Here is a 26,770-nt window from a genome sequence, read left to right as displayed (position 1 = left end):
CTGGGCCGGGCGCTTCTTGGGTGGATCGGGCCGGGGTCAGCCCGCGCCGCCGCCGCTGGTGCTGGCGGGACGGTAGGTGAGGCTGGCCTTGATGAAGTCGCGGTTCATGCGCGCGATGTTCTCCATCTTGATGCCCTTGGGGCAGGCGGCTTCGCACTCGCCGTGGTTGGTGCAGGTGCCGAACTGCTCGGCGTCCATCTGAGCGACCATGTCGCGGACGCGGATGTAGCGCTCGGGCTGGCCTTGGGGCAGCAGGCCCAGGTGGGTGACCTTGGCGGACAGGAACAGCATGGCGCTGGCATTGGGGCAGGCGGCCACGCAGGCGCCGCACCCGATGCAGGCGGCGGCATCCATGGAGAGCTCAGCCTTCTCCTTGGGGATCGGCATGGCGTTGGCATCCTGGGGCGAGCCGCTGGGCACGCTGATGAAGCCGCCGGCGGCGATGATGCGATCGAAGGCGCCCCGGTCCACCATCAGGTCCTTGATGACCGGGAAGGCCTCGGCGCGCCAGGGCTCGATGGTGACGCTGTCGCCGTCCTTGAAGCTGCGCATGTGCAGCTGGCAGGTGGTGGTGCGCTCGCGGGGGCCATGGGGGCGCCCATTGATCACCATGCTGCAGGTGCCGCAGATGCCTTCACGGCAGTCGTGGTCGAAGGTGATGGGCTCCTCCCCCTTGCGGATGAGGCCCTCGTTCACGATGTCGAGCATCTCCAGGAAGGACATGTCAGGGCTGATGTTCTCGGCGGGGTACTCGACGAACTTGCCGTCGCACTTGGCGTTCTTCTGCCGCCACACGTGAAGGGTGAGATTGAGGTGCTTGGACATGGCTCAGATCCTCACTTGTAGCTGCGGGTCGCGAGGTGGACGTTCTCGAAGGTGAGCTGCTCGGTGTGGCGCACCGGAGCCTGCCCTTCGCCCTTGTATTCCCACGCGGCCACGTGGGCGAAGTTCTCATCGTCACGCAGGGCCTCGCCCTCCGCGGTCTGCCATTCCTCGCGGAAGTGGCCGCCGCAGGACTCGCGGCGTTCGAGGGCATCCAGGCACATCAGCTCACCGATTTCCAGGAAGTCGGCCACGCGGCCGGCCGTCTCGAGGGACTGGTTCAGGTCGTTGCCGCTGCCGGGGATGCGGAGGTTCGTCCAGAACTCCTCGCGGATCTTCGGGATCAGTTCCAGGGCCTTCTTGAGCCCGGCCTCGTTTCGACCCATGCCGCACATCTCCCACATGACCTTGCCCAGCTCGCGGTGGAAGTGGTCCGGGGTCTCCTTCCCGCCGATGGACATGAGCTTGGTCATGCGGTCCGAAACGGTCTGTTCTGCGGACTTCACGGCCGGATCATCGGCCTTGATGCGGGTGCCGGGCTTGATGCCGGCCAGGTAGCCGCCGATGGTGTAGGGGATCACGAAGTAGCCGTCGGCCAGGCCCTGCATGAGCGCCGAGGCGCCCAGGCGGTTGGCGCCGTGGTCGGAGAAGTTGGCTTCGCCGAGCACGAAGAGGCCGGGGATGGTGCTCATGAGGTTGTAGTCCACCCACAGGCCGCCCATGGTGTAGTGGCTGGCAGGGAAGATGCGCATGGGCGTCTTGTAGGGATTCTCGTCGGTGATGCGCTCATACATCTCGAAGAGGTTGCCGTACTTCTCCTCGATCTTGGCGGCGCCCAGGCGCTTGATGGCATCGCTGAAGTCGAGGTAGACGCCGAGCCGGGTGGGACCGACGCCGCGGCCCTCGTCGCAGACCTGCTTGGCCGCTCGGCTGGAGACGTCGCGGGGGGCCAGGTTGCCGTACGAGGGATACTTGCGCTCCAGGTAGTAGTCGCGATCCTCCTCGGGGATCTCGGAGGCGGGCTTGCCGCAGTCCTCCTTGCGCTTGGGCACCCAGATGCGGCCGTCGTTGCGCAGCGACTCGGACATGAGCGTGAGCTTGCTCTGGTGGTCGCCGGTGACGGGAATGCAGGTGGGGTGGATCTGCGTGAAGCAGGGGTTCGCGAAGGCGGCCCCCTTCTTGTAGGCGCGCCAGACCGCGGTGCCGTTGCAGCCCTTGGCGTTGGTGGAGAGGTAGAAGACGTTGCCGTACCCGCCCGTGGCCAGGCAGACCGCGTCGGCCACATGGGACTCGATCTCGCCGGTCACCATGTCCCGGGTCACGATGCCCTTGGCCACACCGTCCACGACGATCACTTCCAGCATCTCGTGGCGGGGGAACATTTTCACCTTGCCGAGGCCAATCTGGCGCTCCAGAGCCTGGTAGGCGCCGATGAGCAGCTGCTGGCCGGTCTGCCCGCGGGCGTAGAAGGTGCGGCTCACCTGGGCGCCGCCGAAGGAGCGGTTGTCCAGCAGTCCGCCGTATTCCCGGGCGAAGGGCACGCCCTGGCCCACGCACTGGTCGATGATGTTGTTGCTGACTTCGGCCAGGCGGTGCACGTTGGCTTCGCGGGCGCGGAAGTCGCCTCCCTTGACCGTGTCGTAGAAGAGGCGGTAGACGCTGTCACCGTCATTCTGGTAGTTCTTGGCGGCATTGATGCCGCCCTGGGCCGCGATGGAGTGGGCCCGGCGGGGGCTGTCCTGGTAGCAGAAGCACTCGACCTCGTAGCCGAGCTCGGCGAGGGAGGCGGCGGCGGCGCCGCCGGCGAGGCCGGAGCCCACCACGAGCACCTTGTACTTGCGCTTGTTGGCCGGATTCACGAGCTTGAGATCAAAGCGGTGCTTTTCCCACTTCTTGTCGATCGGGCCGTCTGGGATTCGGGCATTGAGTTCCATGGAGCGCTCCCTGGGATCAGTGGATGAAGCCGGTCAGGACGGCGATGGGGTAGGAGATGTTCACGCCCACCACGAGGACGGTCAGGCCGGTGGCGAAATTGCGCCGCAGGCTGTCGTAGCGGGGATGGGCCAGACCGAAGCTCTGGGTGCAGCTCCACACGCCGTGCCACATGTGCAGGCCGAGGCAGAGCTGGGCCACGATGTAGAAGCCGGCGGCGGCGGGGACCTTGAAGCCGTTCACGAAGTTCGCGTAGGGGTTCGAGTGATCGAAGGCGGGGTGGACGGTGCCCGTGGTCAGGTGCAGGAGGTGGTAGACGATGAACGCGGCGAGGATGAACCCGCTCCAGCGCATGGTGCGCGACGCCCAGGTGGAGGCCTGGGTGTGCTGGTTGCGATAGCCCACGGGGCGGGCGGCGCGGTTGTCGAGGGTGAGGGACACGGCGGCCCAGATGTGGAGGCCGGCCGCGGTGAGCAGCACCGCCCGGAACACCCAGATGCCCATGCCGTGGATCATGGTGTGCAGGAACTCGGCGTAGTGGTTCATCGCCTCGGCGCCCATGTAGGACGTCAGGTTCCCCAGCATGTGGACGGTGACGAATCCGAAGAGGATGACGCCGGTGGCCGCCATGACGACCTTGCGGCCGACCGAGGACGCCAGGAAACCGTGGCCGCGTGCTTCCGCGCCCGCGATGCTCTGTTCAGCAACGGACATAGGGGGACTCCTTTGAAAAACGGGGAGGTGGATCGGAGCGCCCGCGGCAGACGGCGGGGCCCGCTTTCAATGACAGGGCCATATCTGACCCGATTATCTTCGGACGGTACTCGATTCCCAAGCGGTAATGCTGGCGCAAGGCAAGCTGTGACAATGTGCATCTTCGGCTGCCAGGCGGATGGAGCCCCGGTCGGGTCCCCAGGGCTGGAGCCTTGCAGTGACAATCCCCGATCAGCTAAAATGAAGCCCGATCTAGACATGATCTTTGGTGGAACGCCCCCGGGTGGGGGCTCGTGCCGATTTAGCGCAGGCCACCATGATTCGTCCCGTTCCCAGCCGCTCCTTTTTGCAGTCTCCCTCTCCTTAACCCAACTGGAGGAACAACGATGGTGACGATGAAACGTCTCCTTGACTCTCTGGCATCGACCAGACTCTTCAAGGGGGGGATGACGGCGCTCTTCGCCCTGCTGCTCTCCACCCCGGCCTTCGCCGGCGGCGAGGCGGAACTGAAGATCCCCGCCCTGCAGGGCAGCTTCATGGGCATGACGGGCCACAACCTGCTGCTCATCGGCCTCTTCATCTGCCTGCTGGGCATCGGCTTCGGGCTCGTCCAGTACTCCCAGATCCGGAAGCTGCCGGTCCACAAGTCCATGCTCGAGATCTCCGAGCTGATCTATGAGACCTGCAAGACCTACCTGTTGACCCAGATCAAGTTCATCGCCCTCCTCTGGAGCTTCATCGCACTGGTCATCATCGCCTACTTCAAGTACCTGGCGACCCCGCAGATGAGCTGGCCGGAAGTGATCGTGATCCTGCTCTTCTCGATCATCGGCATCCTCGGCTCCGTGGCCGTGGCCTGGTTCGGCATCCGCATCAACACGTTCGCCAACTCCCGCACCGCCTTCGCCAGCCTGGGCGGCAAGCCCTTCCCGACCATGGAGATCCCCCTGAAGGCCGGCATGTCCATCGGCATGCTGCTCATCTCGGTGGAGCTGGTGCTCATGCTCGCCATCCTGCTCTTCGTCCCCGGTGACGCGGCAGGCCGCTGCTTCATCGGCTTCGCCATCGGCGAGTCCCTCGGCGCCGCCGCCCTGCGCATCGCGGGCGGCATCTTCACCAAGATCGCCGACATCGGCTCCGACCTGATGAAGATCGTCTTCAAGATCAAGGAAGACGACGCCCGCAACCCCGGCGTGATCGCCGACTGCGTGGGCGACAACGCCGGCGACTCCGTGGGCCCCACGGCGGACGGCTTCGAGACCTACGGCGTCACGGGCGTCGCGCTCATCACCTTCATCCTGCTCGCCGTCAAGGATCCCGCCATCCAGGTCTCCCTGCTGGTCTGGATCTTCGTCATGCGCGTGGGCATGATCGTCACCTCGGCGGCTTCCTACTGGATCAACGGCCTCTGGGCGAAGGCGAAGTACGGCGCCGCCGCCAAGTTCGATTTCGAGGTGCCCCTCACCACCCTGGTGTGGCTGACCTCCATCGTCTCCATCGTGATGACCTATGTCCTGTCCTACGTGCTGATCGGGAACCTGCCCGACCACCTGTGGTGCAAGCTCTCGACCATCATCACCTGCGGCACCCTGGCCGGCGCCCTGATCCCCGAGCTGGTGAAGGCCTTCACCTCCACCAACTCCGGCCATGTGCGTGAGGTCGTGACGGCCTCCAAGGAGGGCGGCGCCTCCCTCAACATCATCTCCGGCATCGTGGCGGGCTACTTCTCCGCCTACTGGATGGGGCTCACCATCGTCGCCCTCATGGGCGCCGCCTACTACGTCTCCACCTTCGGGCTGGCCGGCTTCATGGATGCCCCGGCCATCTTCTCCTTCGGCCTGGTGGCGTTCGGCTTCCTGGGCATGGGCCCCGTCACCATCGCCGTGGACTCCTACGGTCCCGTGACCGACAACGCCCAGTCCGTCTATGAGCTCTCCACCATCGAGACCATCCCCGGCATCGAGGCGGAGATCCAGAAGGACTTCGGCTTCAAGCCCGACTTCGAGGAAGCCAAGATGTTCCTCGAAGAGAACGACGGCGCCGGCAACACCTTCAAGGCCACGGCCAAGCCCGTCCTCATCGGCACCGCGGTTGTGGGCGCCACCACCCTGATCTTCTCCATCATCCAGGTGCTGAACGGCAAGTTCGGCGTCCTGAAGGTGGTCGAGGGCCTGTCCATCATCAACCCCCTCTTCCTCCTCGGCCTCATCACCGGCGGCGCCATCATCTTCTGGTTCTCCGGCGCGGCCTGCCAGGCCGTGGCCACGGGCGCCTACCGCGCGGTGGAATTCATCAAGCAGAACATCAAGCTCGATGCCGGCGCCGAAAAGGCCTCGGTCGAGGACTCCAAGAAGGTCGTGGAGATCTGCACCCAGTACGCGCAGAAGGGCATGTTCAACATCTTCCTGGCCGTGTTCTTCTCCACACTCGCCTTCGCCTGCCTGAACCACTTCTTCTTCATCGGCTACCTGATCTCCATCGCCGTCTTCGGTCTCTACCAGGCCATCTTCATGGCCAATGCCGGTGGCGCCTGGGATAACGCGAAGAAGCTCGTGGAGACCGAACTCAAGGCCAAGGGCACCGAGCTCCACGATGCCTGCGTCGTAGGCGACACCGTGGGCGATCCCTTCAAGGACACCTCCTCGGTGGCCATGAACCCGGTCATCAAGTTCACGACCCTCTTCGGCCTGCTGGCCGTGGAACTGGCCATCGGCCTGAACCCGGTCACCGCCCACATCGCGGCCCTGGTCTTCTTCCTGGTGTCCACGGTCTTCGTGTGGCGTTCCTTCTACGGCATGCGCATTCCCACCGTCGAGACGAAATAGGCGTTTTTCCAGTAAGGCGATGCATCAAGGAGGGACCCTGCGGGGTCCCTCCTTGTGTGATACCTTGTATCGTGAGGTCCTATCTATGCGACGATTATTTCACATCTCCCTGGTCCTGTTTGCTTGCGGGAATCTCATGGCTGCCGATCCTGCCCTGAAGCCTCCGACTGCGCCCCAGAAGGAACACACGGACCTCTGGCACGGCGAAAAGGTAAGTGATCCCTGGTTCTGGCTGCGCGAGAAGAGCAACCCCGAGGTGGTGGCCTATCTGAATGCGGAGAACGCCTACACCCAGGCCATGACGGCGGACCTCCAGCCCTTCTCCGAGGCCCTCTACAAGGAGATGCTGGGCCGCATCAAGCAGACCGACCTCAGCGTGCCGGTGCGTCGCGGGGCTTTCTACTACTACTCCCGCACCGAGGAGGGGAAGCAGTACTCCATCCAGTGCCGGAGGAAGGCCGGGAAAGACGGCGTCTACGACGGGAAGGCCGCCGAGGAAGTCCTGCTCGATCAGAACGAGCTGGCCAAGGGCCTGAAATTCCTGGGGCTGGGTCCCCTCGTCGTCAGCGATGACGACCGCACCCTGCTCTACAGCACGGACACGACGGGATTCCGCCAGTATCAGCTCTTCACCAAGGACCTGGCCACGGGTCGGGCGAGCGGCCCCCTGGCCGAGCGGGTGACCTCCTACACTTGGGCCAGCGATGGCCGGCACGTGTTCTTCACGACCGAGGACTCGGGCACGAAGCGCTCGAACCAGCTCTTGCGCCTGGACCTCACGGGCCGTGCGCCCGAGCTCGTCTTCGAGGAGAAGGACGAACTCTACCGGGTGTTCGTGGGGCGTACCAAGGACCACAAGTATCTCCTGATGGAAAGCCAGTCCACCGATACATGGGAGACCCGCTATCTGGCCGCCTCGAAGCCCACAGCCGCCTTCAAGGTCCTGCTCCCCAGGGAGAAGGGCCACAAGTACGATGTGGAGCACCGAGGCGGGACCTTCTACATCCGCACGAACAAGGGCGCGAAGAATTTCCGCCTCGTCACTGCTCCCGCGGCCACGCCGGATCCGAAGCACTGGAAGGTCCTCATCCCCCACCGGGCCGACGTGCTGCTCGAAGGCATCGAGCCCTTCCGGGACTTCCTGGTGGTGGCCGAGAAGAGCCAGGGTCTGGAGCGGTTCCGCATCCGGGACCTCAAGACCGGCACCTGGCGGAAGGTCGCCTTCCCCGAGTCCGTCTACGCGGCCTCCCCCGGGGGGACGCCCGAGTACACCTCCAAGACCTTCCGCTTCGTCTACCAGTCCATGGTCACGCCCCAGAGCATCTACGACTGCGACATGGCCACCGGGAAGCAGACCCTGCTCAAGGAAACCGAAGTCCTGGGCGGCTATGACCGGTCCCAGTACGCCACGGAACGCCTCTGGGCCACGGCCCGGGATGGCGCGAAGGTGCCCCTGTCCGTGGTCTACAAGAAGGGCGTGAAGCGCGACGGCAGCGCGCCCCTCTTCCTCTACGCCTACGGATCCTATGGCTTCGGCATGTCCGCGGGCTTCTCCATTCCGCGCCTGAGCCTACTGGACCGGGGCATGGTCTACGTCATCGCCCACATCCGGGGTGGCAACGAGATGGGCGAAGGCTGGCACGACGACGGCATGCTCATGAAGAAGATGAACACATTCACCGACTTCATCGATTCCGCGGACTTCCTGGTGAAGGAGAAATGGACCAGCAAGGATCGCCTCGTCATCGAGGGCGGCAGCGCCGGGGGCCTGCTTATGGGCGCAGTCACGAACCTGAGACCCGACCTCTTCAAGGCCGTTCACAGCGCGGTGCCCTTCGTGGACGTCATGAACACCATGATGGACGCCAGCCTGCCCCTGACCGTGGGCGAGTACCTCGAGTGGGGCAACCCCAACGAGAAGGCCGCCTTCGACTACATGCGGGCTTACAGTCCCTACGACAACCTGGCGAAGAAGGCCTATCCGGCCATCCTCGTCACCACCAGCTTCAACGACAGCCAGGTGATGTACTGGGAACCCGCGAAGTACGTGGCCAAGCTCCGCACCCTCAAGACCGACGACAACCCCCTGCTCCTGAAGATCAAGATGGACCCCGCCGGCCACGGCGGTGCCTCGGGCCGCTACGACGCCCTGAAGGACAAGGCCTTCGAGACGGCGTGGATGCTCAAGCAGGTCGGCATCACCAAGTAGCCGTTCCCGGCTCCAAAGGGCGCGTTCGCGCCCTTTGGAGAGGGGAAAAGCGTATTAGAATAAGGGGGCGCGGCAATCGCCGCGCCTTTCTATGTCCGGAAGCCCATGTCCCTTTCTGAAGAGATCCAGCGGCGGCGCACCTTCGCCATCATTTCGCACCCCGACGCGGGCAAGACCACGCTGACGGAGAAACTGCTGCTCTATGGCGGTGCCATCGACCGGGCGGGCAGCGTGAAGGCCCGGGAGGGCGGGGCGGCGGCCCACTCGGACTGGATGAGCATCGAGCAGGAACGAGGCATCAGCGTCACTTCGGCGGCCATGCAGTTCGAGTACCTGGGCCGGGCCATCAACCTGCTGGATACCCCGGGCCACCAGGACTTCAGCGAGGACACCTACCGGGCCCTCACGGCGGCGGATTCCGTGGTGATGCTGCTGGACTGCGCCAAGGGCGTGGAAGAGCAGACCAAGAAGCTCTTCCGCGTGGCCAGCGAGCGGAAGCTCCCCATCTTCACCTTCGTGAACAAGCTGGACCGCCCGGGCCGGGAACCCGTGGAGCTGATCGACGAGGTAGAAGAGTTGTTCGGCCTCCACGCCGTGCCCATGACCTGGCCCATCGGGTCCGGCACGGACTTCAAGGGGGTCTACGTTCGCGCCACGGGGCAGATCCAGGTCTTCGAGCGGGCCAAGGCGGGCCGGAAGGCCCGCGTGGCGGGGCAGGGGGGGCTGGACGATCCGGAGATCGCGGCCCTGCTCACGCCAGCCGAGCTGCAGCAGCTCAAGGACGATGTGGATCTCATGAATCACGTGCTGCCGGCCTTTGACCGGGAGGCCTTCCTCCGGGGGGAGCAGTCCCCGATGTTCTTCGGCTCCGCCGTGAACAACTTCGGTGTGGCGGAGTTCCTGGAAGAGTTCCTGGACCTGGCGCCGGCTCCTGGCGCGCGACCCCTCATGAACGGAGGGGAGATCGGGCCGGAGCAGGCCTTCACGGCCTTCGTCTTCAAGGTGCAGGCCAACATGAACAAGGCCCACCGGGATCGCGTGGCCTTCGCCCGCATCGTGTCCGGGAAGTTCGACCGGGGCATGGATGCGCTGCACGTGCGCGAGAAGAAGTCCATCAAGCTGAACTACCCCCACATGTTCTTCGGCCGCGAGCGGCAGATCGTCGACGAGGCCTACCCCGGCGACATCCTGGGCCTCATCAATCCCGGCCTCTTCCGGATCGGCGACGTGCTGAGCGCCGCCGGGGCCATCGAGTTCCATGCCGTGCCCCGGTTCTCGCCCGAGCAGTTCGCGTCCGTGCGCCTCGCCGATCCCGGCGCCCGCAAGGGCTTCCTCAAGGGCCTGGGCCAGATCGCAGAGGAAGGCGTGGTGCAGGTCTTCTGGCCCAAGGGCGGCGCGCCCCTGCCCATCCTCGGCGCCATCGGCCGCCTCCAGTTCGAGGTGCTCCAGCACCGCCTCAAGGACGAGTACGCCTGTCCCGTGCTGCTGGAGCCTCGTGGCTTCCAGATGGCCCGCTGGATCGAGGGCGGCTGGCCCGAGCCCAGCCGCTACTGGGGCGAGCTGGTGGAGGACGTCGAGGGCAACCCCGCCATCCTCTTCGAGAACGACTGGCAGCGCCGGACCACGGCGGAGAAATGTCCGGGCCTGACGTTCCTGGAACACCCGCCCAAATAGAACAACGGCGCTTTCGCGCCGTTGTTCATGCCCGGAATGCGCGGCGTTCCAATCGACTACTTGACCTTCGCGAAGATGTCCATCACCGCATGCAGCAGCTGGATGGCCTCGGCCTTCGGCCGCTGGAAGGCGTTGCGGCCCATGATGGAGCCCGAGGCGCCGCCTGCGGCGATCTCGGCCACTTCCTTGAGGACCTCCTCGGTACCCTTCGCCTCGCCGCCGCTGAAGATCACGATGCGGCGGCCGCCGAAGGCGCTGCGGACCACCTCCTTCACGCGGTCAGTGAGGGTATCGATGGCGATGCCGTTCTTCTCGAAGGTCGCGGCGGCCTCCTTCACTTCCAGGTGCTTCTTGGGCGGCTTCACCTTGATGATGTGGGCGCCGAGCTGGGCCGCGATCTGGGCCGCGTAGCCCGCCACGTCCACAGCGGTCTCGCCGTCCTTGCTCAGGCCCGCTCCGCGAGGGTAGGACCAGACGATGGTGGGCAGGCCCACGGCCTTGGCCTCGAGGATCAGCTCCCGGAGGTTCTCGTACTGGATGTTGCGGTCGCCGCTGCCGGGGTAGATGGTGTAGCCGATGGCGGCGCAGCCCAGGCGCAGGGCGTCCTCCACGCTGCCGGTGATGGCGCTGCAGGGCTCATGGCCCTTGCTGAGGCTGTCGCTGTTGTTGAGCTTGAGGATGAGGGGGATGTCACCGGCGTAGTCGGAGGCCACGTGCTCGATGAAGCCCAGGGGTGCGGCGTAGGCGTTGCACCCGGCCTCGATGGCCAGCTCCACGTGGTAGCGTGGATCGTAGCCGCCGGGGTTCGGAGCGAAGCTGCGGGCCGGGCCGTGCTCGAAGCCCTGGTCCACGGGCAGGATCACGAACTTGCCGGTGCCGGCGAGGCGGCCCGTGTTCATGAGCCGGGCCAGGTTGGCCTTCACGCCGGGGTTTTCGGAGCTGTACCAGGATAGGATCTCGCGGACTTTGGCCGTGGCCATGAGGGCACCTCACATGGATTCAATCGGCCATTCTACCTGGAAATGGCCGGCTTGGCTTGCGCCAGGACTGGAATCAGGCCTTGCTGTAGTCGTAGAAGCCGCGGCCGCTCTTCTTGCCGAGCCAGCCCGCGTCCACGTACTTGATGAGCAGGGGGCAGGGGCGGTACTTGGGATCGCCTAGGCCCTCATGCAGGACGTTGAGGATGAAGAGGCACGTGTCGAGGCCGATGAAGTCCGCCAGGGTGAGCGGGCCCATGGGGTGGTTCATGCCGAGCTTCATGATGCCGTCGATGCTCTCCACCGAGGCCACACCTTCGTACAGCGCGTAGATGGCCTCGTTGATCATGGGCAGCAGCACCCGGTTGCTGACGAAGCCGGGGAAGTCGTTGCAGTGGATGGGGGTCTTGCCCAGCTTCTTCGACAGCTCCATCACCGCGTCGAAGGTGGCGTCGCCGGTGGCCAGGCCGCGGATGACCTCGATGAGCTGCATGACCGGCACGGGGTTCATGAAGTGCATGCCGATGAAGGCCTCGGGGCGCTTGGTGACGGCCGCCAGCTTGGTGATGGAGATGCTGCTGGTGTTGCTGGCCAGGATCGCGCCGGGCTTGCAGACCTTGTCGAGGGTCTCGAAGATCTGCTTCTTGACCTCCCACTTCTCCGTGGCAGCCTCGATGACGATGTCGCAGCCGGCGAGATCCTCAAGCTTGGTGGTGGTGCGGACCCGGCCCAGGACGGCGGCCTTCTCCTCGGCCGTCATCTTGCCCTTGTCCACGCCTCGCTGGAGGTTCTTGTCTATGGTGGCCACGCCCTTGGCGGCGAAGGCCTCGCTGATGTCCTGCATCAGCACGCTGAAGCCAGCCTGGGCGAAGACATGGGCGATGCCGTTGCCCATCTGGCCCGCACCGATGACGCCGATGTTCTGGATGCTCATAACGACCTCTCCATTGGAAATGATGATCAGGGGGATGCGTATGGTGGGGCTTCAAAGCCCTTGTCGGGAGAGGTCTCGCGTATCCGCAGAGTGGATGCGGAGATTGGGAATCCTCCAACCCCCAATCATAGCGGAGGAAGGGGTCACCAGCCTGCGAGGAGAGCCGGCAGGTCCCGGATGGATTCGAGCACCGGGAAGGGGGATTCCACCGGACTGGCGACCACCTCATGGGCCCAGGTCAGGTGGTAGGGGATGTGGACAGCCCGGCCGCCCAGGGCCAGCACGGGCAGGATGTCCGACTTCACGGAGTTGCCCACCATGGTGAAGGCTCCGGGCTGAAGGCCGTGGCGTGCCAGAAGGGCCGTGTAGGTGGCCTCGTCCTTCTCGGAGACGATCTCCACCCGCGAGAAGTGGTGGCCGAGGCCGGACTTCGCCAGCTTGGTCTCCTGGTCGAAGAGGTCGCCCTTGGTGATCAGCATCAGGTCGAAGGTCCCGGCGAGTTCCGCCAGCACCTCCGCCACGCCGGGCAGAGGCTCCACGGGCCTGTCCAGCATGGCCTGGCCCAGTTCCAGCACCTTTCGGACGCCCGCGCCGTCGAGGCGGTCCTCGGTCAGTTCGAGGGCCGTCTCGATCATGGACAGAGTGAAGCCCTTAATGCCGTACCCGTAGCGGCGGAGGTTGCGCATCTCCGTGACGTGGAGGCGGGCGTCGATCCACGCATCGTCGTGGAAGGGGTGCAGCAGGGCCCGGAAGGCCTCCTGGGTCTCGGCATAGAGGGTCTCGTTGTGCCAGAGGGTGTCGTCGGCGTCGAAGGCGAGGGTGGGGCGCATGGCGGTTTCCGTGGAGAATCCCCAGCCTACAATGGATGTTTCCCGAGGTATTCATGGCCGCTTCCAAGACCCGCACCGACTGGGCCCTCTTCCTGCTCCGCCTCGCCGTGGGCGGCATGGCGGTGGTGCAGGGCTTCGAGGTGCTCCGCCGCGCCCACGGGGCCATCACCATGGCCCATGCCTCCACGTGGGGCCTGGCCCTGGGTGAGTTGGTCTGCGGCGCCCTGATCCTTCTCGGGATCTGGGTGCCTCTGGTGGGCGGCCTTCTCGTGGCCGTGCTGGGCTGGCCACTGGTTCATGGCTGGATCCATGGTGCCGGTCCCCTGTCGAACCTGCCCGCCCTCTTCCGCCTGCTCGTAGGCCTGGCCTGCGCGGTGGGTGGCGGGGGCAAGTGGGCCCTGGAGAAGTAGCCATGCTGCGTCCCCCGCACCACCAGATCTTCGCCTTCGATGCCGAGTGGGTGCCGGATCCGGCCACGGGACGGCGCGTGCTCGACCTGCCGAAGGACATGCCCGACGAGGAGGTGACGGAGCGCCTGTGGGCGTACGGCGGCGCCACGGAGGCGGAGCCCCGGCCCTACCTCAAGACCATCCTCTGCCGCGTGGTGTCCATCGCCGCGGTGATCCGCACGGTGCGGCACGGCGAGGTCCAGCACAAGCTCTTCGCGCTGCCGGAGGGACCGGAGGCCCTGGCTGAGGATGACCTGCTGCGCCGCTTCCTGGTGGCCCTGGGGGATAAGAAGCCCCAGCTGGTGGGCTTCAACTCGCGGGATGCGGACCTGCCCATCCTGGTGCAGCGGGGCATGGTCCACCGCCTGTCCATCCCGGGTCTGGGCCGCAGCGCCGAGAAGTGGGCCCCCGGCGACTTCTTCGACCGCTACGGCAACCAGCACATCGACCTCCGGGAGGTGACGGGAAGCTGGGGCAAGGCCTCGTCCACGCTCCACGAGCTGGCCACGGCCTGCGGCATTCCCGGCAAGCTGGGCACCGACGGCAAGAGTGTCATCGACCTCTGGCGGGCGGGGGACATCGCCGGCATCGTGCGCTACAACCAGTTCGACGCCCTCACCACCTTCCTGGTGTGGCTGCGCGCCATGACGCTCTCCGGCCACCTGACGCCCGAGCAGCTGGAGGCCGAGGAGGCCCAGATCCGGGTCCTCATCGAGCAGAAGATGGCCGTGGATCCCATGTTCGGGCTGTTCCTGGAGGGTTGGACCCGACTTTCTTGACTCCTTCCGCCCCGGGGCGACTAGACTGGGCCGGATCTGCCGATCGACGACCCCGTTTCTTCCCAAGGGAGGCACTGTGAGCAAGCGGCTTGTGGCGGAATTCTTTGGAACCCTCTGGCTGGTCTTGGGAGGGTGCGGGAGCGCGGTGCTGGCCGCCGGCTTCCCGGGCGTGGGCATCGGCCTGCACGGTGTCAGCGTGGCCTTCGGCCTCACGGTGCTGACCATGGCCTTTGCCATCGGGCCCATCTCCGGGTGCCATCTGAACCCGGCCGTGACCCTGGGCCTGGCGGTGGGCGGGCGCTTCCCCTACAAGGACATCGCCGGCTACTGGGTCGCCCAGGTACTCGGGGCCGTGGCCGCGTCCCTGATCCTCTATGTCATCGCCACGGGCAACGGCGCCTCCATCGGCGGCTTCGCCAGCAATGGCTTCGGAGAGCACTCCCCCGGAAAGTACGGGCTGGGCGCGGCCTTCCTGACCGAAGTCGTGATGACCTTCTTCTTTCTCATGGTGATCCTGGGCAGCACCGCCCGGAAGGCGGCCCCGGGCTTCGCGCCCATCGCCATCGGCCTCTGCCTCACCCTGATCCATCTCATCAGCATCCCGGTGACGAACACCTCGGTGAACCCCGCCCGCAGCACGGGGCCTGCCTTGTTCGTGGGCGGCTGGGCCCTCGGCCAGCTCTGGCTCTTCTGGGTGGCGCCCCTCCTCGGTGCGGCCCTGGCGGGCTGGCTGTTCCCGAAGCTGGAGGACTAACGGAACGGTTCAGAGCCGTCTGAGGATCCGCTCGATGCCGGTCGCCTTGCGGCCTTCCGTGGTGACCAGCACGGCGTGGAGCTGGAGGTCGCCCTCGGCCACTTCGTACTTCGGGCGCTGGACCCTGAGGAAGCGACCGATGCTAGCCTCCTTCTTCATGCCGATGACGCCCCCATAGGGCCCGGTCATGCCGATGTCCGTCACGTAGGCGGTTCCTCCGGGCAGCACCTTGGCATCCAAAGTGGGCACGTGGGTGTGGGTGCCCAGGACGGCCGCGGCCCGGCCCTCCAGGTGGTAGCCCATGGCCTGGGCCTCGCTGGTGGCCTCAGCATGCATGTCCACGATGACCAGGTCGGCGCGTTCCTTCTGGAGGATGGCATCCACCCCCCGGAAGGGGCAGTCACAGGCGGGCATGTGCACCCGGCCCATGAGGTTAATGACGAGGACCTCGGCGCCGGAGGGCGTGTGCAGCTTCACCCAGCCGTTGCCGGGCGTGTCGGGCGGATGGTTGGCGGGCCGGAGGATGCGAGGTTCCTGGCGGAAGTAGGCCTCGATACCCTTCACATCGAAGGCATGGTTGCCCGTGGTGATGACGTCCACGCCGAAGCGGTCGAACCACTCCCGGGCGATGGTGTCGGTGATGCCATGGCCATGCGCGGCATTCTCGCCGTTCACCACCACCAGATCGGCCCCGGTCTCCCGCCGCAGGACAGGCACGAAGGCCTCCACCAGCCGGCGTCCCGGTTCCCCCACCACATCGCCCAGCGCCAGGATCTTCATGGAACCAGGGTAAATGAAAAAGGGCGGCGCTGGTGCGCCGCCCTTGGGTGATGCGGGTGGGGCTAGAAGGCGAAACGGGCGCCAACCTGGATCTGGCGGGCGGAGGTGGCGCCGCCAGTCCAGTTCTGCTGCTGGGTGAGAGCCGGACTGGTCGCATCGACCGTGGAGGGGTTGGCCACGGAGGGCGTCCGGTAGGACAGGTAGGTGTCCTGGCGGTTCAGCACGTTGAACACGTCCAGGGACAGGGTCATCTTGATCCGCTTGGTGAAGAAGAAGTCGCGCCGCAGACCGAGGTCCATGGTGAGGAAGGATCCGGCCCGCCGAGTGTTGCGGCCCGTGTCCACCCCGTTCTGGAAGTAGCGGTCGTTGGTGCTGTTCGCATCGCCGTTCACATCCGTGCCGTAGGTCAAGGTGTACGGGGTGCCGGTCTGGTAGCGGAGGGAGACGGAGGTCAGGATGCCCGTCACCTGCTTGTCGAGGAAGCTGAAGTAGCCGGTGAGCACTTCACGGCGGTCCGTGTCGGCGTAGCCCCACTGCGCGCCCAGGTTGCCCTGGTCCTGGATGCCGATGCCGGAGTAGTTGCGCTCGTTGGAGTCGCTGTCCTTGTTGATGGAGTAGGTGTAGTAGAGCTGGGCATCGAAGGGGCTGCCGTCCTTGTGGTACTTCAGGCTGGCGGTGTAGGCATGGTACTGGCTGGTGGCATCGGACAGATACATGCCCATGGTGCCGTAGGCCGTATTGGGGCGGACCGCCGTGTAGGCACCGGAAGCGCTGATGGTGCTGGGATAGATGAGGCGGCCGGAGGCGTTCGCGGTGGGGGTGCCGAGGTTCAGGTCCGCCGTGCGCTCCAACTGCTTGGCTCGGGCATAGGTGGCGGACAGGCCCAGCACCAGATCGCCGAAGAAGGGGCGCTCGGCGCCGATGTTCACGCGGTCAGTGTAGGGGTTCTTGAAGTCGGGGCTGAAGGTCCAGATGTTGAACCCGGACAGGGTCACCCCAGCGGGCATGGCGGAGATCCAGTACGGATTCGCGGCGTTGAAGGCCGTGCCGCGCGGGATTCCGTAGGTGGCGGCCTCAGACGCCTGGAAGTCCTTGGAGCCCGTGCGGATTCCGTTGGCCGCGAAGGCCTGGTAGAGGAACACGGCGGGGGTGGTGCTCACATAGCGGCCCACGCTGCCCCGGAAGACGGTCTTGCCTTGATCGAAAGCGGGTGTCCAGGTGAAGGACACGCGGGGGGAGAACTGGCTGTCCGTGGGGATCTTGCCGGTCACGGGCATGGGGTTCGCGAGCCGATTGCTCATGTCGAGGATCGGGAAGTCCGGGTTCTCCTGGCGGTCCCAGCGGACGCCCACGCCGAGCTTGAAGGTGTCGGTGATGCGCCAGTCGGTCTGGATGAAGGCGGCCATCTGCTTGTAGCTGGTGTCGAAGAGCCCGGCCTGCTGGACGGGGCCGTTCAGGCCGAAGTTCTGGCGGTAGTAGGACCAGTTGCCCAGGCGGAAGTTGGCGAGGGAGCTGAACTGGTAGACGCCCTGCCAGTTGCCGGCGAAGAACTCGGAGACGTTGATGTCGTTGTAGTCCACGCCCGCCTTCACCTGGAAGGTGGGCGTCACGTAGCTGATGTTCTCCTGGTACTGGGTGCGCTTGGTGTTGTAGGTGCGATCGAAGGGGTAGGCCCCGTAGAAGCCCACGTTGCTGATGCTGACCTCGGGGATCTTCGAGTAGGTCGACCGGGGCATGTCGTCCTTGGTGTGGCTCACCCGGAACTCGTTCATCCAGTTGCCGGTGATGACCCAGTTCCACTGGAGGACGTAGGCGTCGGTCTTCACGTCGTCCGAGGCCAGGTTCTCGGAGGCGGCCATGGTGCCGGCGCCGGTGACGCCCTTGAAGCTGGAGTGGTTGACCCGGAACTGGATGCTCTGGTCGACGGTGGGGTTCCAGTCGAAGCGGATGAAGTAGACGTCCGAATCGAGCTTGTTCGAGTAGTTGCCGCCCTTCGCGAGGAGCACCGCGTCATTGGCCTGGCCGGGCAGGGTGGGATCGAGGGCCACCGGAGTGTTGCCGCCCCAGACCTGGTTGATGGGGGACTTGTAGCGCTGGGCGTCGTAGGCGACGAAATAGAAGAGCTTGTCCTTGAGGATGGGACCGCCGACGCTGAAGCCGAACTGCTCCTGCTTGAAGTCGCCCACGGCGTTGGTGGTGGTGGTGCCGTTGGGCTGGCGCAGGGTCGGACCGGCCTCCACCCAGCCCCGGGGACGCATGTAGTAGAAGAGGCTGCCGCTGAGCTCGTTGGTGCCGTTCTTGGTGATGGCGTTCACGTAGCCACCGCCCATGCGGCCGAACTCGGCGCTGGCGCCGTCCGTGACCACCTGGTACTCGCGGATGGCCTCGATGGAGATGGTGAAGGGGGTCTTGCCCTCGGCCGCGCCGGTGGCGCCGCCGAAGAAGGGCTCGTTGTTGTCGCCGCCGTCGATGTTGATGGAGGTGTTGACGCCGCGCTGGCCGGCGATGGCGAGGTTGCCGCGGCTGCTGTCCACCACCACCTGGGGAGACAGGGTGGCCAGGTTCGTAAAGTTGCGGTTGAGCACCGGCAGGTTGGTGAGGTTGTCGGGGGAGATGATGGCGGCGGCGCTGGCGCGCTCCGTGTCCACGGCAGCACTGGCGGCGACCACTTCCACCACGGCGCCGGTCTCGGCGGCGAGACGGATGGTCAGGGGGGCGGCATCACCGAGGTTCAGGTTCACCTTGACGTTGCTGGCGGTCTGGAAGCCGGACTTGGTGACGCTGACGGTATAGGGGCCGACGGGCAGCAGGGTGGCCATGTACCGGCCTTCGCTGCTGGTCTGGAGGGTGCGGGTCAGCCCGGTCTCGGTGTTGCGGATGACCACTGTGGCGCCGGCAATGGCCCCGCCCTTGGTGTCCAACACCCGGCCACCCAGCTGGGTGGACACACCCTGGGCCATGATGGGAGCCGCTGCCACCAGCAGGGCCATGAGAGATGAGCTGCTGAAATGCCTAGATCGCATGAGAAGTTCCTCCATGCCCAAAAGAATATCCTCGGCTCGCCTCGCATTAAAAGGGATCTCATGGTCATGGAACGAAAATGTCACCCAGGACATCCGAAGTTCACAGGGGCGCCCAGCCGGGGGCCGTCCCGGTTTCCGGGATTGCCCTGCTAGGCTTCATTCATTCCTTGAGATATCGATGAGACTGGTCGCCCTCGCTTTCGCCCTCCTTTCCCTGGCTCCCCTGGCCGCCCAGGGGCCTGCCACCCTGGCCGTTTCCGAGATCCGGGCCGGCATGAAGGGCTACGGCCGGACGGTGTTCCAGGGCGGCAAGATCGACCGGTTCGAATTCGAGGTCCTTGGGGTACAGAAGAACGCCGCTCCCGGGCGGAGCCGGATCATGGTCCGGGCCTCGGGCGGTCCCTTGGCGGAAACCGGCATCCTGGCGGGGATGAGCGGCAGTCCCTGCTACATCGACGGGAAGCTCGTCGGGGCCCTGAGCACAGGCATCCTCTTCGAGAAGGAGGCCATCGGCGGCATCACGCCCATCGCGGAAATGCTGGATCAGCTCCGGGACATCCCGGAAACCGCGCCCAGCCGCACCCCCCTGATCCTGCCCAAGCTGGAGCCGCCCAAGGTCCTCAAGGCGGCCCTGGCGGGGGAGATGCTGGATTTCCGGACCCTGATGGGCGAGGCGGATCCCCAGGCGCTGCCCATGGCCCTCGTCGGCAGCAGCCTGGGGGCCGAGGCCCGGCGCCTCTGGTCCGGGCTGCCCATCACCTTCGCCGCGGCGCCGGTCCTGTCCGGGGGGCGAGAGGAAGCCAGCCCCATCGAACCCGGGGGCATGGCGGCCATCACCCTTATGCAGGGGGACCTGGATCTGGCGGCCGCGGGCACGATCACGTTCATCTCGGGCAAGCGGGTGCTGCTCTTCGGCCACCAGCTGTTCAACCTCGGTCCCGTGGATCTGCCGCTCTGGTCCGCCACGGTGGCCAGCTCGGTGGCGAGCTACCAGAGCTCCTTCAAGATGGCCATGCCGGTGGCGCCCATCGGTGCCCTGCGGCTGGACCGCAGCTCGGGCGTGGCGGGCCTGCTGGGGGCCGAGGCACGCATGGTCCCGCTGCGGATCGGCCTGAACCTGGGGGGCAAGCGCACCCTGAACTTCCGCTTCGAGTTGATGGACCACCCGGTGGCCACGCCGGCGCTGGTGGCCACGGCCGTGGCCCAGACGCTGGACGCCCACACCCGCGGCCTCGGGCTCCAGAGCCTGTCCATGCAGGGCAACATCAAGCTGGCCGGGCATCCCGCCATCCTGATCGAGAACGTCATCGCGGACCTGAACCCCTCTCGCATGTCCCAGTACATCGGCGCCATGCTCCAGGCCATCATGCTCAACCCCTTCGAGAAGCCGGTGTTCGAGGGCATCTCCCTGACCATCAAGGCCGAGGAGCGGCTGGACCTGTCGGGCATCGCCGGGGTGCGCCTGCTGAAGGCCCGGGCCAAGCGGGGCGAGGTGCTGCCGGTGCTCGTGACCCTCCAGAACATCCAGGGCGTGCGGGAGACGGCCACCTTCAACATCCAGGTGCCCTCCTCCGCCGCCAAGGGCAAGGCCACCCTCATGGTGGGTGACGGCTTCAGCCTCATGGCCGCGGATCCCGACGAGCGCATGATCGACGTGGCCAACCTGGGCGATGTGGTGCGCCTCCTGAACGGGGCCCTCCGGAACAACCACGCCTATGCCCTCCTGGTGCAGGCCCAGCCCGGCGCGGGCCTGCGCGGCAGCCGCATCGAGGGCATCCCCCCCACGGTGGCGAGCCTGGTGAGCGGCGACGGGGCCAGCAGCGACAACAAGCTGCAGCGGCGCATCGTCGGTCGGGCGGTGCTGCCCCTGGACCGGGAGGTGCGGGGCCTCAGCCAGCTGGATGTGGAAATCGAATGATGGCTCTCGGACGAAAGGGTTCTATGCGCTGGATGACGTTCCTTCTTCCCGCTGTCATGGGGGTGACCGCCTTGGCGGACCAGCCCACCGCCACGTTCTCCGGGTTCAATGACTGGCTGGGTTCCGAGACCCATGGTGTCCGCATCGGCGCCGATGGGCGCCTGCGCCTGGCCCCGAACCTCCGCCGCGTGGGCCAGCTGCCCGAAGGCGTGATCTGGGCGGCGGTGCCGGATGGTTCCGGAGGTACCTATCTGTCCGCGGGCACCGACGGCAAGCTGTTCCACTACACCGGCGGCCAGGTGAAGCCCCTGGGCCAGGTCAAGGGCGGCATCGTCTTCGCCTTGGCGCGCCTGGGCCAGGATCTGATCGTGGCGCCCACGGGCGAGGGGAAGCTCTTCCGCGTGTCGCCCACCGGCGACGTGAAGCCCTTCGCGGACATCGAGGCCCGCATCGTCTGGGCCCTGGCCGTGGAGGGAGATGCCGTCATCGCCGCGGGCGGCTCCGAGAAGGGCGCCGTGCTGGTGCAGGCCCGCAGCGGCTCCAGTCGACGCCTCACCGAGCTGGCGGACGAGACGGCCTTCACGGCCCTGACACCGGACGGGCAGGGCGGGTGGTACCTGGGTAGCCACGGCCGGGGCCTGGTGCTCCGCTACAGCCGCCAGGGCGATCGCCTGGAGACCCTGATGGACACGCCCTTCGAGGAGGTGCGGGCCCTGGCGGTGGCCGAGGGCCAGCTCTACATCGGCGCCGACAACGGACTCACCCCCAAGTTCAGCACGGGCCAGCTGGAACGGCGGGAGGGCTACCTCCAGGCGGATACCGCCGTCGCCGCCCGCTCCGCCGTCATCCGCCTGGACAAGGATCGCGTGCCCGAGACCCTGTGGCAGAGCGCCCAGAGCCAGGTCTATGCCCTGACGGTGTGGAAGGGGCAGCTGCTGGTGGGCACCGGCAACCGCTCCCGGCTCTTCTCCCTGCCGCTGGGCAAGGCCCATGACACCGACCCCTTCGCCGTGGTGCAGGAACTGGGCACGGCGCAGGCCACGGCCTTCCTGCCCTCCGGCGGGGACCTGCTGGTGGTGGGCTCCAATCCCGCCGAGCTGCATCTGCTGTCCGAGGCACAGGCCACGGAGGGCACGGTGGAGTCCAGGATCCTCAAGGGGGCGCCGCTCGCGGACTGGGGCAGGGCCTACCTCGATGCGGAAACGCCCACGGGCACCAACGTGGAGTTCCAGTTCCGCACGGGGAGCACTGAAACGCCCGACGCCACCTGGAGCACCTGGACGCCGCCGCTGCGCAGCGGAGAGCGGCCGGCGCTGCCACCTTCCCGCTTCGCCCAGTTCCGCCTGCGCCTCAGCAGCACCCGGGGCGGCGCCACGCCGACGGTGGAGACGGTCACGGTGCACTGGGCCCACCGCAACCTGGCGCCGGTATGGGAAGGCGTGGACATCATGCCGCCGGGCCTGGTCATTACCCGCACGGCCCCGCCCGACGACATCGGCATCGAGCGGGTGCCTCTCGAGACCCAGAAGCTCATCCCGGCCCTGGGCTACATGGGGGCGGAGAAGCGCAGCTTCCGCCGCGGCGGCCAGAGCTTCATCTTCCGGGTGAACGATCCCAATGCCGACGCGCTGCAGTTCGCCATCCGGTTGCTGCCGGACCGGGGGGCGCCCATGTGGCTGGAGAAAGCCTGGAAGGAGAAGTTCTTCAGCTTCGACACGCTGCCCGTGCCCGACGGCCGCTATCGCCTGGAGGTGACAGCCTCCGACGCGCCCACCGCAGCCTTCAACGCCGCCCTCACCAGCACCTGGCGGACGGCTCCCTTCATCATCGACCACACGCCTCCGGCCATCTCCGAACTCAGTGCCGTTTCTGAAGGGGAGGGCGTCCGCCTCCGCTTCGTGGCCCGCGATGAGACCTCCACATTGAAGGAGGCCGCCATCAGCGCCGATGGCGAGCACTGGCTCCAGATCGTGCCCGAGGACCGCGTCTTCGATCAGAAGGATGAGCGCTTCGATGTGGTCGTGCCCCGCGACTCCATGCGCGGTGACCGCATCCTCGTGAAGGTTGCGGACCAGAGCGGCAACGAGCAGACGGCGGCCGTGACGCTTGGCGCCGCTGGCGCCAAGCGATAGCCGTGACTTGCTTCAAAAAAGGCGGGCCTGATGGCCCGCCTTTTTTGAAGCCGATGAACGACTACAGACCCTTGAACTGCGCCTGGCGCTTCTCCAGGAAGGCGCCCATGCCCTCCTGCATGTCCGTGGTGGCGGCGAGGAGGCCGAAGAGGGCGGCTTCATACTGGAGGCCCTGATCCTGGGGCATCTCGATGCCCTCGTTCACGGCCGCCAGGGCGCTGCGGAGGGCCAGGGGGCCGCGGGAGAGGATGGTCCTGGCCAGCTTCTCGGCGGTGGCTTTCAGATCGGCCTGGGGCACCACGCGGCTCACGAGGCCCATGCGGAGGGCGTCGGCAGCGGGCGTCATCTCCGCGCTGAGGATCAGGTCCAGGGCCACGCCCTTGCCCACGAGGCGGGGCAGGCGCTGGGTGCCGCCGTAGCCTGGGATGATGCCGAGGCTCACTTCGGGCAGGCCGAACTTCGCGTTCTCGCTGGCGATGCGGATGTGGCAGGCCAGGGCCAGCTCGCAGCCGCCGCCCAGGGCGAAGCCGTTCACGGCGGCGATGACGGGCTTGGGCATGGACTCGATGCGCTGGAACACGGCCTGGCCGAGCAGGGCCTGGACCCGGGCGGAGGCGGTATCCAGGGACTTCAGTTCGGCGATGTCGGCGCCGGCCACGAAGGCTTTCTCGCCAGCGCCGGTGACCACCACGACACCCACCTCCGCATCGTGTTCCAGGCCCGCGAAGACCTGCTCCAACTCCTTGAGAACCTCATTGTTGAGGGCATTGAGCTTCTCGGGGCGGTTGAGGGTGACCCAGGCGATGCGGTCGGTTTTCTCGACGAGGACGAAGGACATGGGGGCTCCTGGTTTCCGGCCATTGTACGCTGTGGGAGGAGTGACCGATGTTCCATCCCCCGCACCCCGAGACCTATCGCGACCAGCTGCGCGCCTTCCTGAGGGAGGACTGGGGCACCCAGGACTGGAGCACCGCAGCCGTGCCGGACCGGCCCATGACTGCGCGGGTGGTGGCGAAGGGCGAGCTGGTGCTGGCCGGACTTCCCATGGCGGTGGAGACCCTCCGGCTCACCTGTCCGAACATCAACGCGGACCTGGCGCGGAACGATGGCCAGCGGGTCGGCCCGGGCACCGAGGTGATCCGCCTGCGGGGCTCCAGCCACGGCATCCTGCTGGCCGAGCGGGTGATGCTGAACCTGCTGCAACGGCTGTCCGGCACGGCCACCCTAACGCGGCGGTTCGTGGACGCGGTCGAGGGCACCGGGGCCCGCATCCTCGATACCCGCAAGACCACGCCAGGACTCAAGCTGCTGGAGAAGTACGCCGTCCGCTGCGGCGGCGGCGTGAACCACCGGCTGACCCTGGGCGATGGGGTGCTGCTGAAGGAGAACCACCTCGCGGCGGCGGGCGGCGTCCGGGCCGCCGTGGAGGCCGCGCGCCGCGCCGCGCCGAACCTCGTGAAGATCGAAGTGGAGGTGGAGACCCTGGGCCAGCTCAAGGCCTGCCTGGACCTTCCGGACGTGGATGGGGTGCTGCTGGACAACATGGCTTTGGACCAGATGCGCGAGGCGGTGGCCCTTCGGGATCGCAGCGGCCGGCGCCTCTTCCTGGAGGCCAGCGGCAACATCACTCTGGACCGGGCCAGGGCCGTGGCCGAGACCGGCGTGGACTTCCTCGGCGTGGGCGCCCTGACCCACAGCGCCCCGGCGGTGGATCTCAGCCTGCGGATGGACTGAAGGACGCCTCCGGGCCAGACTGATAGCCTCAAAACACGAGGCAGGAGGGGACATGCGCGCGATCCGATGGGGGATAGTCCCGGCGATCCTGATGGCGGTGTTGCCGCTGGCGGCCCAGGCCGGGCGGCCCATGACCTTCATGGACGTGATGGAGATGCGCACCGTGGGCAGCGGCCAGCTCGCGCCCGACGGCGGCCACGTGGTCTACACCGTGGGCGTGCCCCACTGGAAATCGGGCAAGGTCTTCACGGACATCTTCGTGGGGGACGCTGCCACGGGGCGGATCCGGCAGATGACCTTCACCCGAGAGAAGAGCGAGACCGCTCCCCAGTGGGCGCGGGATGGCCGGCGCTTCGCCTTCCTCAGCGACCGGGAGGGCAGCCAGCAGGTCTACCTCATGTCCACGGAGGGTGGCGAGGCCCGGAAGCTCACGGAGGCCAAGGATGGTGTCCATGCCTTCGCCTTCAGCCGTGATGGGAAGTGGCTGGCCTTCAGCGCCGGCAAGGCGGAGGACCGCCAGATCTCCCTGGTCGACCTGGCCCTGGAGGACTTCCCGGTCACGGCGCTGCCGAAGCACGCCACGCCCATCCGCGACTTGGCCTTCAGCGAGGACGGGAGCCGCCTCTTCTTCACCAGCCCCGATCGGGTGGACAAGGACGACCTGAAACGGAAGGAGAAGAAGTTCGATGTGCGGGTGGCGGATCCGGAGCAGCCGTCGGTGCACCTCTGGTCCATGGACCTGAAGGACAAGACCGAGAAGCGCTGGACCGAAGGGGCCGACTTCACGGTGTCCGGCTTCCAGCTTTCGATGGATGGGCGCTGGGCTTCGTACCGTGCCTTTCCGGCGGCGCGGCGCGTGGGGGACATCACCCGGGAGGAGGCGAGCCTGCACCTGCTGGACCTGGGCACCGGCCAGGGCCGGCGGATCCTGGAGAAGTTCGCCGGATTCTCGGCCTTCTCGCCGGACGGACGCTGGCTGGCCTACGCCGCGCCGGAGCGTTTCGAGCGCCTGCGCAACGAGAAGCTCTGGGTGGTGCCGACCGCTGGCGGCCCCGCGAAGAACCTCCTGGCCGGAAGGGACATGAGCGTATCCAGCGCCAGCTGGTCCGAGGATTCCCGCTCCCTCTACTTCACCGAGGCGCAGGGCGTGGATCAGCACCTGTTCGCGCTCACCCTGGCGGATGGCGCCCTGGCCCAGCTCACGAAACGGACGGGCGTCATCAACGGAAGCTACAACCTGGAGGCCCGGGCCCTCCTCCTCACGTACAGCCACCCGAAGATGCCCCTGGACCTCTACGTGGTGAAGCCGGCCACGGTGGGCCAGCCGTCGAGCTGGGTGAAGGTCAGCGACGGGAACCCCCAAGTGGGGAAGCTGGCGCTGGGTGAGACCGAGGCCGTGCGCTGGAAGGCCAAGGACGGCGTGACCGTGGAGGGCCTGCTCATCAAGCCGCTGGGTTACGAGAAGGGCAGGCGCTACCCGCTCATCGTGCAGATCCACGGCGGTCCCGCCGCGGCGGACATGAACGGCTTCCAGGGGCGCTACGTCACCTACCCGCACATCTACGCCGCCGCCGGCTACGCGGTGCTCCAGCCCAACTACCGGGGCTCGACGAACTACGGCGAGGCCTTCGCGCGGCAGATCGGCGGCAACTTCATGCGGCTCTCGTACGGCGACATCATGAGCGGTGTGGACCACCTCATCGCCGAGGGCATCGCGGATCCAGACCGCCTCGGCATGATGGGCTGGAGCGCCGGCGGGCACCTGTCCAGCTGGACGCTGACCCAGACGGACCGCTTCAAGGCCATCAGCACCGGGGCGGGCGCGGTGAACTGGATCTCCATGTACGCCGAGAGTGACGTGCAGAGCGTACGCGAGTTCTACCTGGGGGGGCGGCCCTACGACGCCTGGGACAACTTCGTGAAGGAGTCCGCGCTGAAGTACATCCGGAATGCGAAGACGCCGACCCTCATCCACGTGGGCGAGGCGGATCAGCGGGTGCCCAAGCCCCAGAGCGATGAACTCTACATGGCCCTGAAGAAGCTGGGCGTGCCGGTCGAGTACCTCGTCTATCCTGGGATGCCCCACGGCCTGACTGAGCCCAGATACCAGCTGGTGAAGATGGTCAGCGAGTTCAGCTGGTTCGAGAAGTGGATCAAGGGCCGGAAGGACTGGTTCGAGTGGAAGGCCCTGCTGGACACCCTGCCGGCGGACGCAGAGGCCAAGCCGGAAGCGGCTTCGAGCGCCGCCGCGGCGCGGCGGCGCTAACGAAAAAGGGGCCCGTGA

The 26,770-nt window shown here is 66.6% G+C and carries 19 protein-coding genes; 10 read left to right on the top strand and 9 right to left on the bottom strand.

Annotation, left to right across the window (positions count from 1 at the left end):
• Positions 1-36: 36 nt before the first annotated feature.
• The 3 genes from QSJ30_RS06010 to QSJ30_RS06000 are packed head-to-tail and all read right to left on the bottom strand — an operon-like array spanning position 37 to position 3,468.
• Positions 37-825, bottom strand: coding sequence for a succinate dehydrogenase/fumarate reductase iron-sulfur subunit (locus QSJ30_RS06010; RefSeq protein ID WP_285607447.1), 789 nt, complete (start codon positions 823-825; stop codon positions 37-39).
• 11 nt (positions 826-836) lie between these two features.
• Positions 837-2,756 (bottom strand): fumarate reductase/succinate dehydrogenase flavoprotein subunit, encoded by a 1,920-nt coding sequence (locus tag QSJ30_RS06005; protein WP_285607446.1) that lies wholly within the window; start codon positions 2,754-2,756, stop codon positions 837-839.
• A 16-nt stretch (positions 2,757-2,772) separates the two neighbouring features.
• Positions 2,773-3,468 carry a succinate dehydrogenase cytochrome b subunit gene (locus tag QSJ30_RS06000; RefSeq protein WP_285607444.1) on the bottom strand — a complete coding sequence of 232 codons (696 nt, stop codon included), beginning with the start codon at positions 3,466-3,468 and terminating at the stop codon, positions 2,773-2,775.
• Between the two features lie 446 nt (positions 3,469-3,914).
• On the opposite strand from QSJ30_RS06000, the gene QSJ30_RS05995 reads away from it, so the two are divergent.
• From QSJ30_RS05995 to QSJ30_RS05985, 3 genes are all read left to right on the top strand, one after another.
• On the top strand, positions 3,915-6,293 hold the full coding sequence (locus tag QSJ30_RS05995) for a sodium-translocating pyrophosphatase (RefSeq protein WP_285607442.1): 2,379 nt from the start codon (positions 3,915-3,917) through the stop codon (positions 6,291-6,293).
• 136 nt (positions 6,294-6,429) lie between these two features.
• The gene (locus QSJ30_RS05990) at positions 6,430-8,502 is read left to right on the top strand and encodes a S9 family peptidase (RefSeq protein WP_285607440.1); all 2,073 of its coding nucleotides are present in this window, start codon (positions 6,430-6,432) and stop codon (positions 8,500-8,502) included.
• A 105-nt stretch (positions 8,503-8,607) separates the two neighbouring features.
• The gene (locus QSJ30_RS05985) at positions 8,608-10,176 is read left to right on the top strand and encodes a peptide chain release factor 3 (protein WP_285607438.1); all 1,569 of its coding nucleotides are present in this window, start codon (positions 8,608-8,610) and stop codon (positions 10,174-10,176) included.
• Positions 10,177-10,232: 56 nt separating this feature from the next.
• Here QSJ30_RS05985 and QSJ30_RS05980 read toward each other — a convergent pair whose 3' ends face one another.
• The 3 genes from QSJ30_RS05980 to QSJ30_RS05970 all read right to left on the bottom strand — a co-directional run bounded on the left by QSJ30_RS05980 (position 10,233) and on the right by QSJ30_RS05970 (position 12,917).
• A complete protein-coding gene (locus QSJ30_RS05980; protein ID WP_285607436.1) occupies positions 10,233-11,156 on the bottom strand; it encodes a class I fructose-bisphosphate aldolase in 924 nt (307 codons plus the stop codon).
• A gap of 73 nt (positions 11,157-11,229) precedes the next feature.
• Complete coding sequence (locus QSJ30_RS05975; protein ID WP_285607435.1) at positions 11,230-12,087, bottom strand: 3-hydroxybutyryl-CoA dehydrogenase; 858 nt, start codon at positions 12,085-12,087, stop codon at positions 11,230-11,232.
• 143 nt (positions 12,088-12,230) lie between these two features.
• Positions 12,231-12,917, bottom strand: a complete 687-nt coding sequence (locus tag QSJ30_RS05970) for an HAD family hydrolase (protein WP_285607433.1) — start codon at positions 12,915-12,917, stop codon at positions 12,231-12,233.
• Between the two features lie 53 nt (positions 12,918-12,970).
• Between QSJ30_RS05970 and QSJ30_RS05965 the strand changes: the two genes are divergently transcribed.
• The 3 genes from QSJ30_RS05965 (at position 12,971) to aqpZ (ending at position 14,899) form a co-directional block, all read left to right on the top strand.
• On the top strand, positions 12,971-13,327 hold the full coding sequence (locus tag QSJ30_RS05965; RefSeq protein WP_285607431.1) for a hypothetical protein: 357 nt from the start codon (positions 12,971-12,973) through the stop codon (positions 13,325-13,327).
• A gap of 2 nt (positions 13,328-13,329) precedes the next feature.
• Entirely contained in the window at positions 13,330-14,145 is an 816-nt protein-coding gene (locus tag QSJ30_RS05960) for a hypothetical protein (protein ID WP_285607429.1), read from the top strand.
• Between the two features lie 76 nt (positions 14,146-14,221).
• Positions 14,222-14,899: an aquaporin Z gene (gene aqpZ / locus QSJ30_RS05955; protein ID WP_285607427.1), complete on the top strand. Its 678-nt coding sequence runs from the start codon at positions 14,222-14,224 to the stop codon at positions 14,897-14,899.
• 9 nt (positions 14,900-14,908) lie between these two features.
• Here aqpZ and QSJ30_RS05950 read toward each other — a convergent pair whose 3' ends face one another.
• Positions 14,909-15,679, bottom strand: a complete 771-nt coding sequence (locus QSJ30_RS05950) for a TIGR00282 family metallophosphoesterase (protein ID WP_285607420.1) — start codon at positions 15,677-15,679, stop codon at positions 14,909-14,911.
• 62 nt (positions 15,680-15,741) lie between these two features.
• Positions 15,742-18,702, bottom strand: coding sequence for a TonB-dependent receptor (locus tag QSJ30_RS05945; protein WP_285607418.1), 2,961 nt, complete (start codon positions 18,700-18,702; stop codon positions 15,742-15,744).
• Positions 18,703-18,880: 178 nt separating this feature from the next.
• On the opposite strand from QSJ30_RS05945, the gene QSJ30_RS05940 reads away from it, so the two are divergent.
• A complete protein-coding gene (locus QSJ30_RS05940; protein ID WP_285607416.1) occupies positions 18,881-20,620 on the top strand; it encodes a SpoIVB peptidase S55 domain-containing protein in 1,740 nt (579 codons plus the stop codon).
• 23 nt (positions 20,621-20,643) lie between these two features.
• A complete protein-coding gene (locus QSJ30_RS05935; protein WP_285607414.1) occupies positions 20,644-22,752 on the top strand; it encodes a hypothetical protein in 2,109 nt (702 codons plus the stop codon).
• Between the two features lie 61 nt (positions 22,753-22,813).
• On the opposite strand, the gene QSJ30_RS05930 is transcribed toward QSJ30_RS05935, so the two are convergent.
• Positions 22,814-23,590, bottom strand: coding sequence for an enoyl-CoA hydratase-related protein (locus tag QSJ30_RS05930; RefSeq protein WP_285607412.1), 777 nt, complete (start codon positions 23,588-23,590; stop codon positions 22,814-22,816).
• Positions 23,591-23,637: 47 nt separating this feature from the next.
• Between QSJ30_RS05930 and nadC the strand changes: the two genes are divergently transcribed.
• A complete protein-coding gene (gene nadC, locus QSJ30_RS05925) occupies positions 23,638-24,486 on the top strand; it encodes a carboxylating nicotinate-nucleotide diphosphorylase (protein ID WP_285607410.1) in 849 nt (282 codons plus the stop codon).
• A gap of 52 nt (positions 24,487-24,538) precedes the next feature.
• Complete coding sequence (locus QSJ30_RS05920) at positions 24,539-26,752, top strand: S9 family peptidase (RefSeq protein WP_285607408.1); 2,214 nt, start codon at positions 24,539-24,541, stop codon at positions 26,750-26,752.
• Positions 26,753-26,770 lie beyond the last annotated feature (18 nt).

Origin of the sequence: Geothrix edaphica (assembly GCF_030268045.1) — a bacterium.
In the GTDB taxonomy this organism is placed as follows: domain Bacteria; phylum Acidobacteriota; class Holophagae; order Holophagales; family Holophagaceae; genus Geothrix; species Geothrix edaphica.
This window is presented reverse-complemented; position numbering and strand designations above follow the sequence as displayed.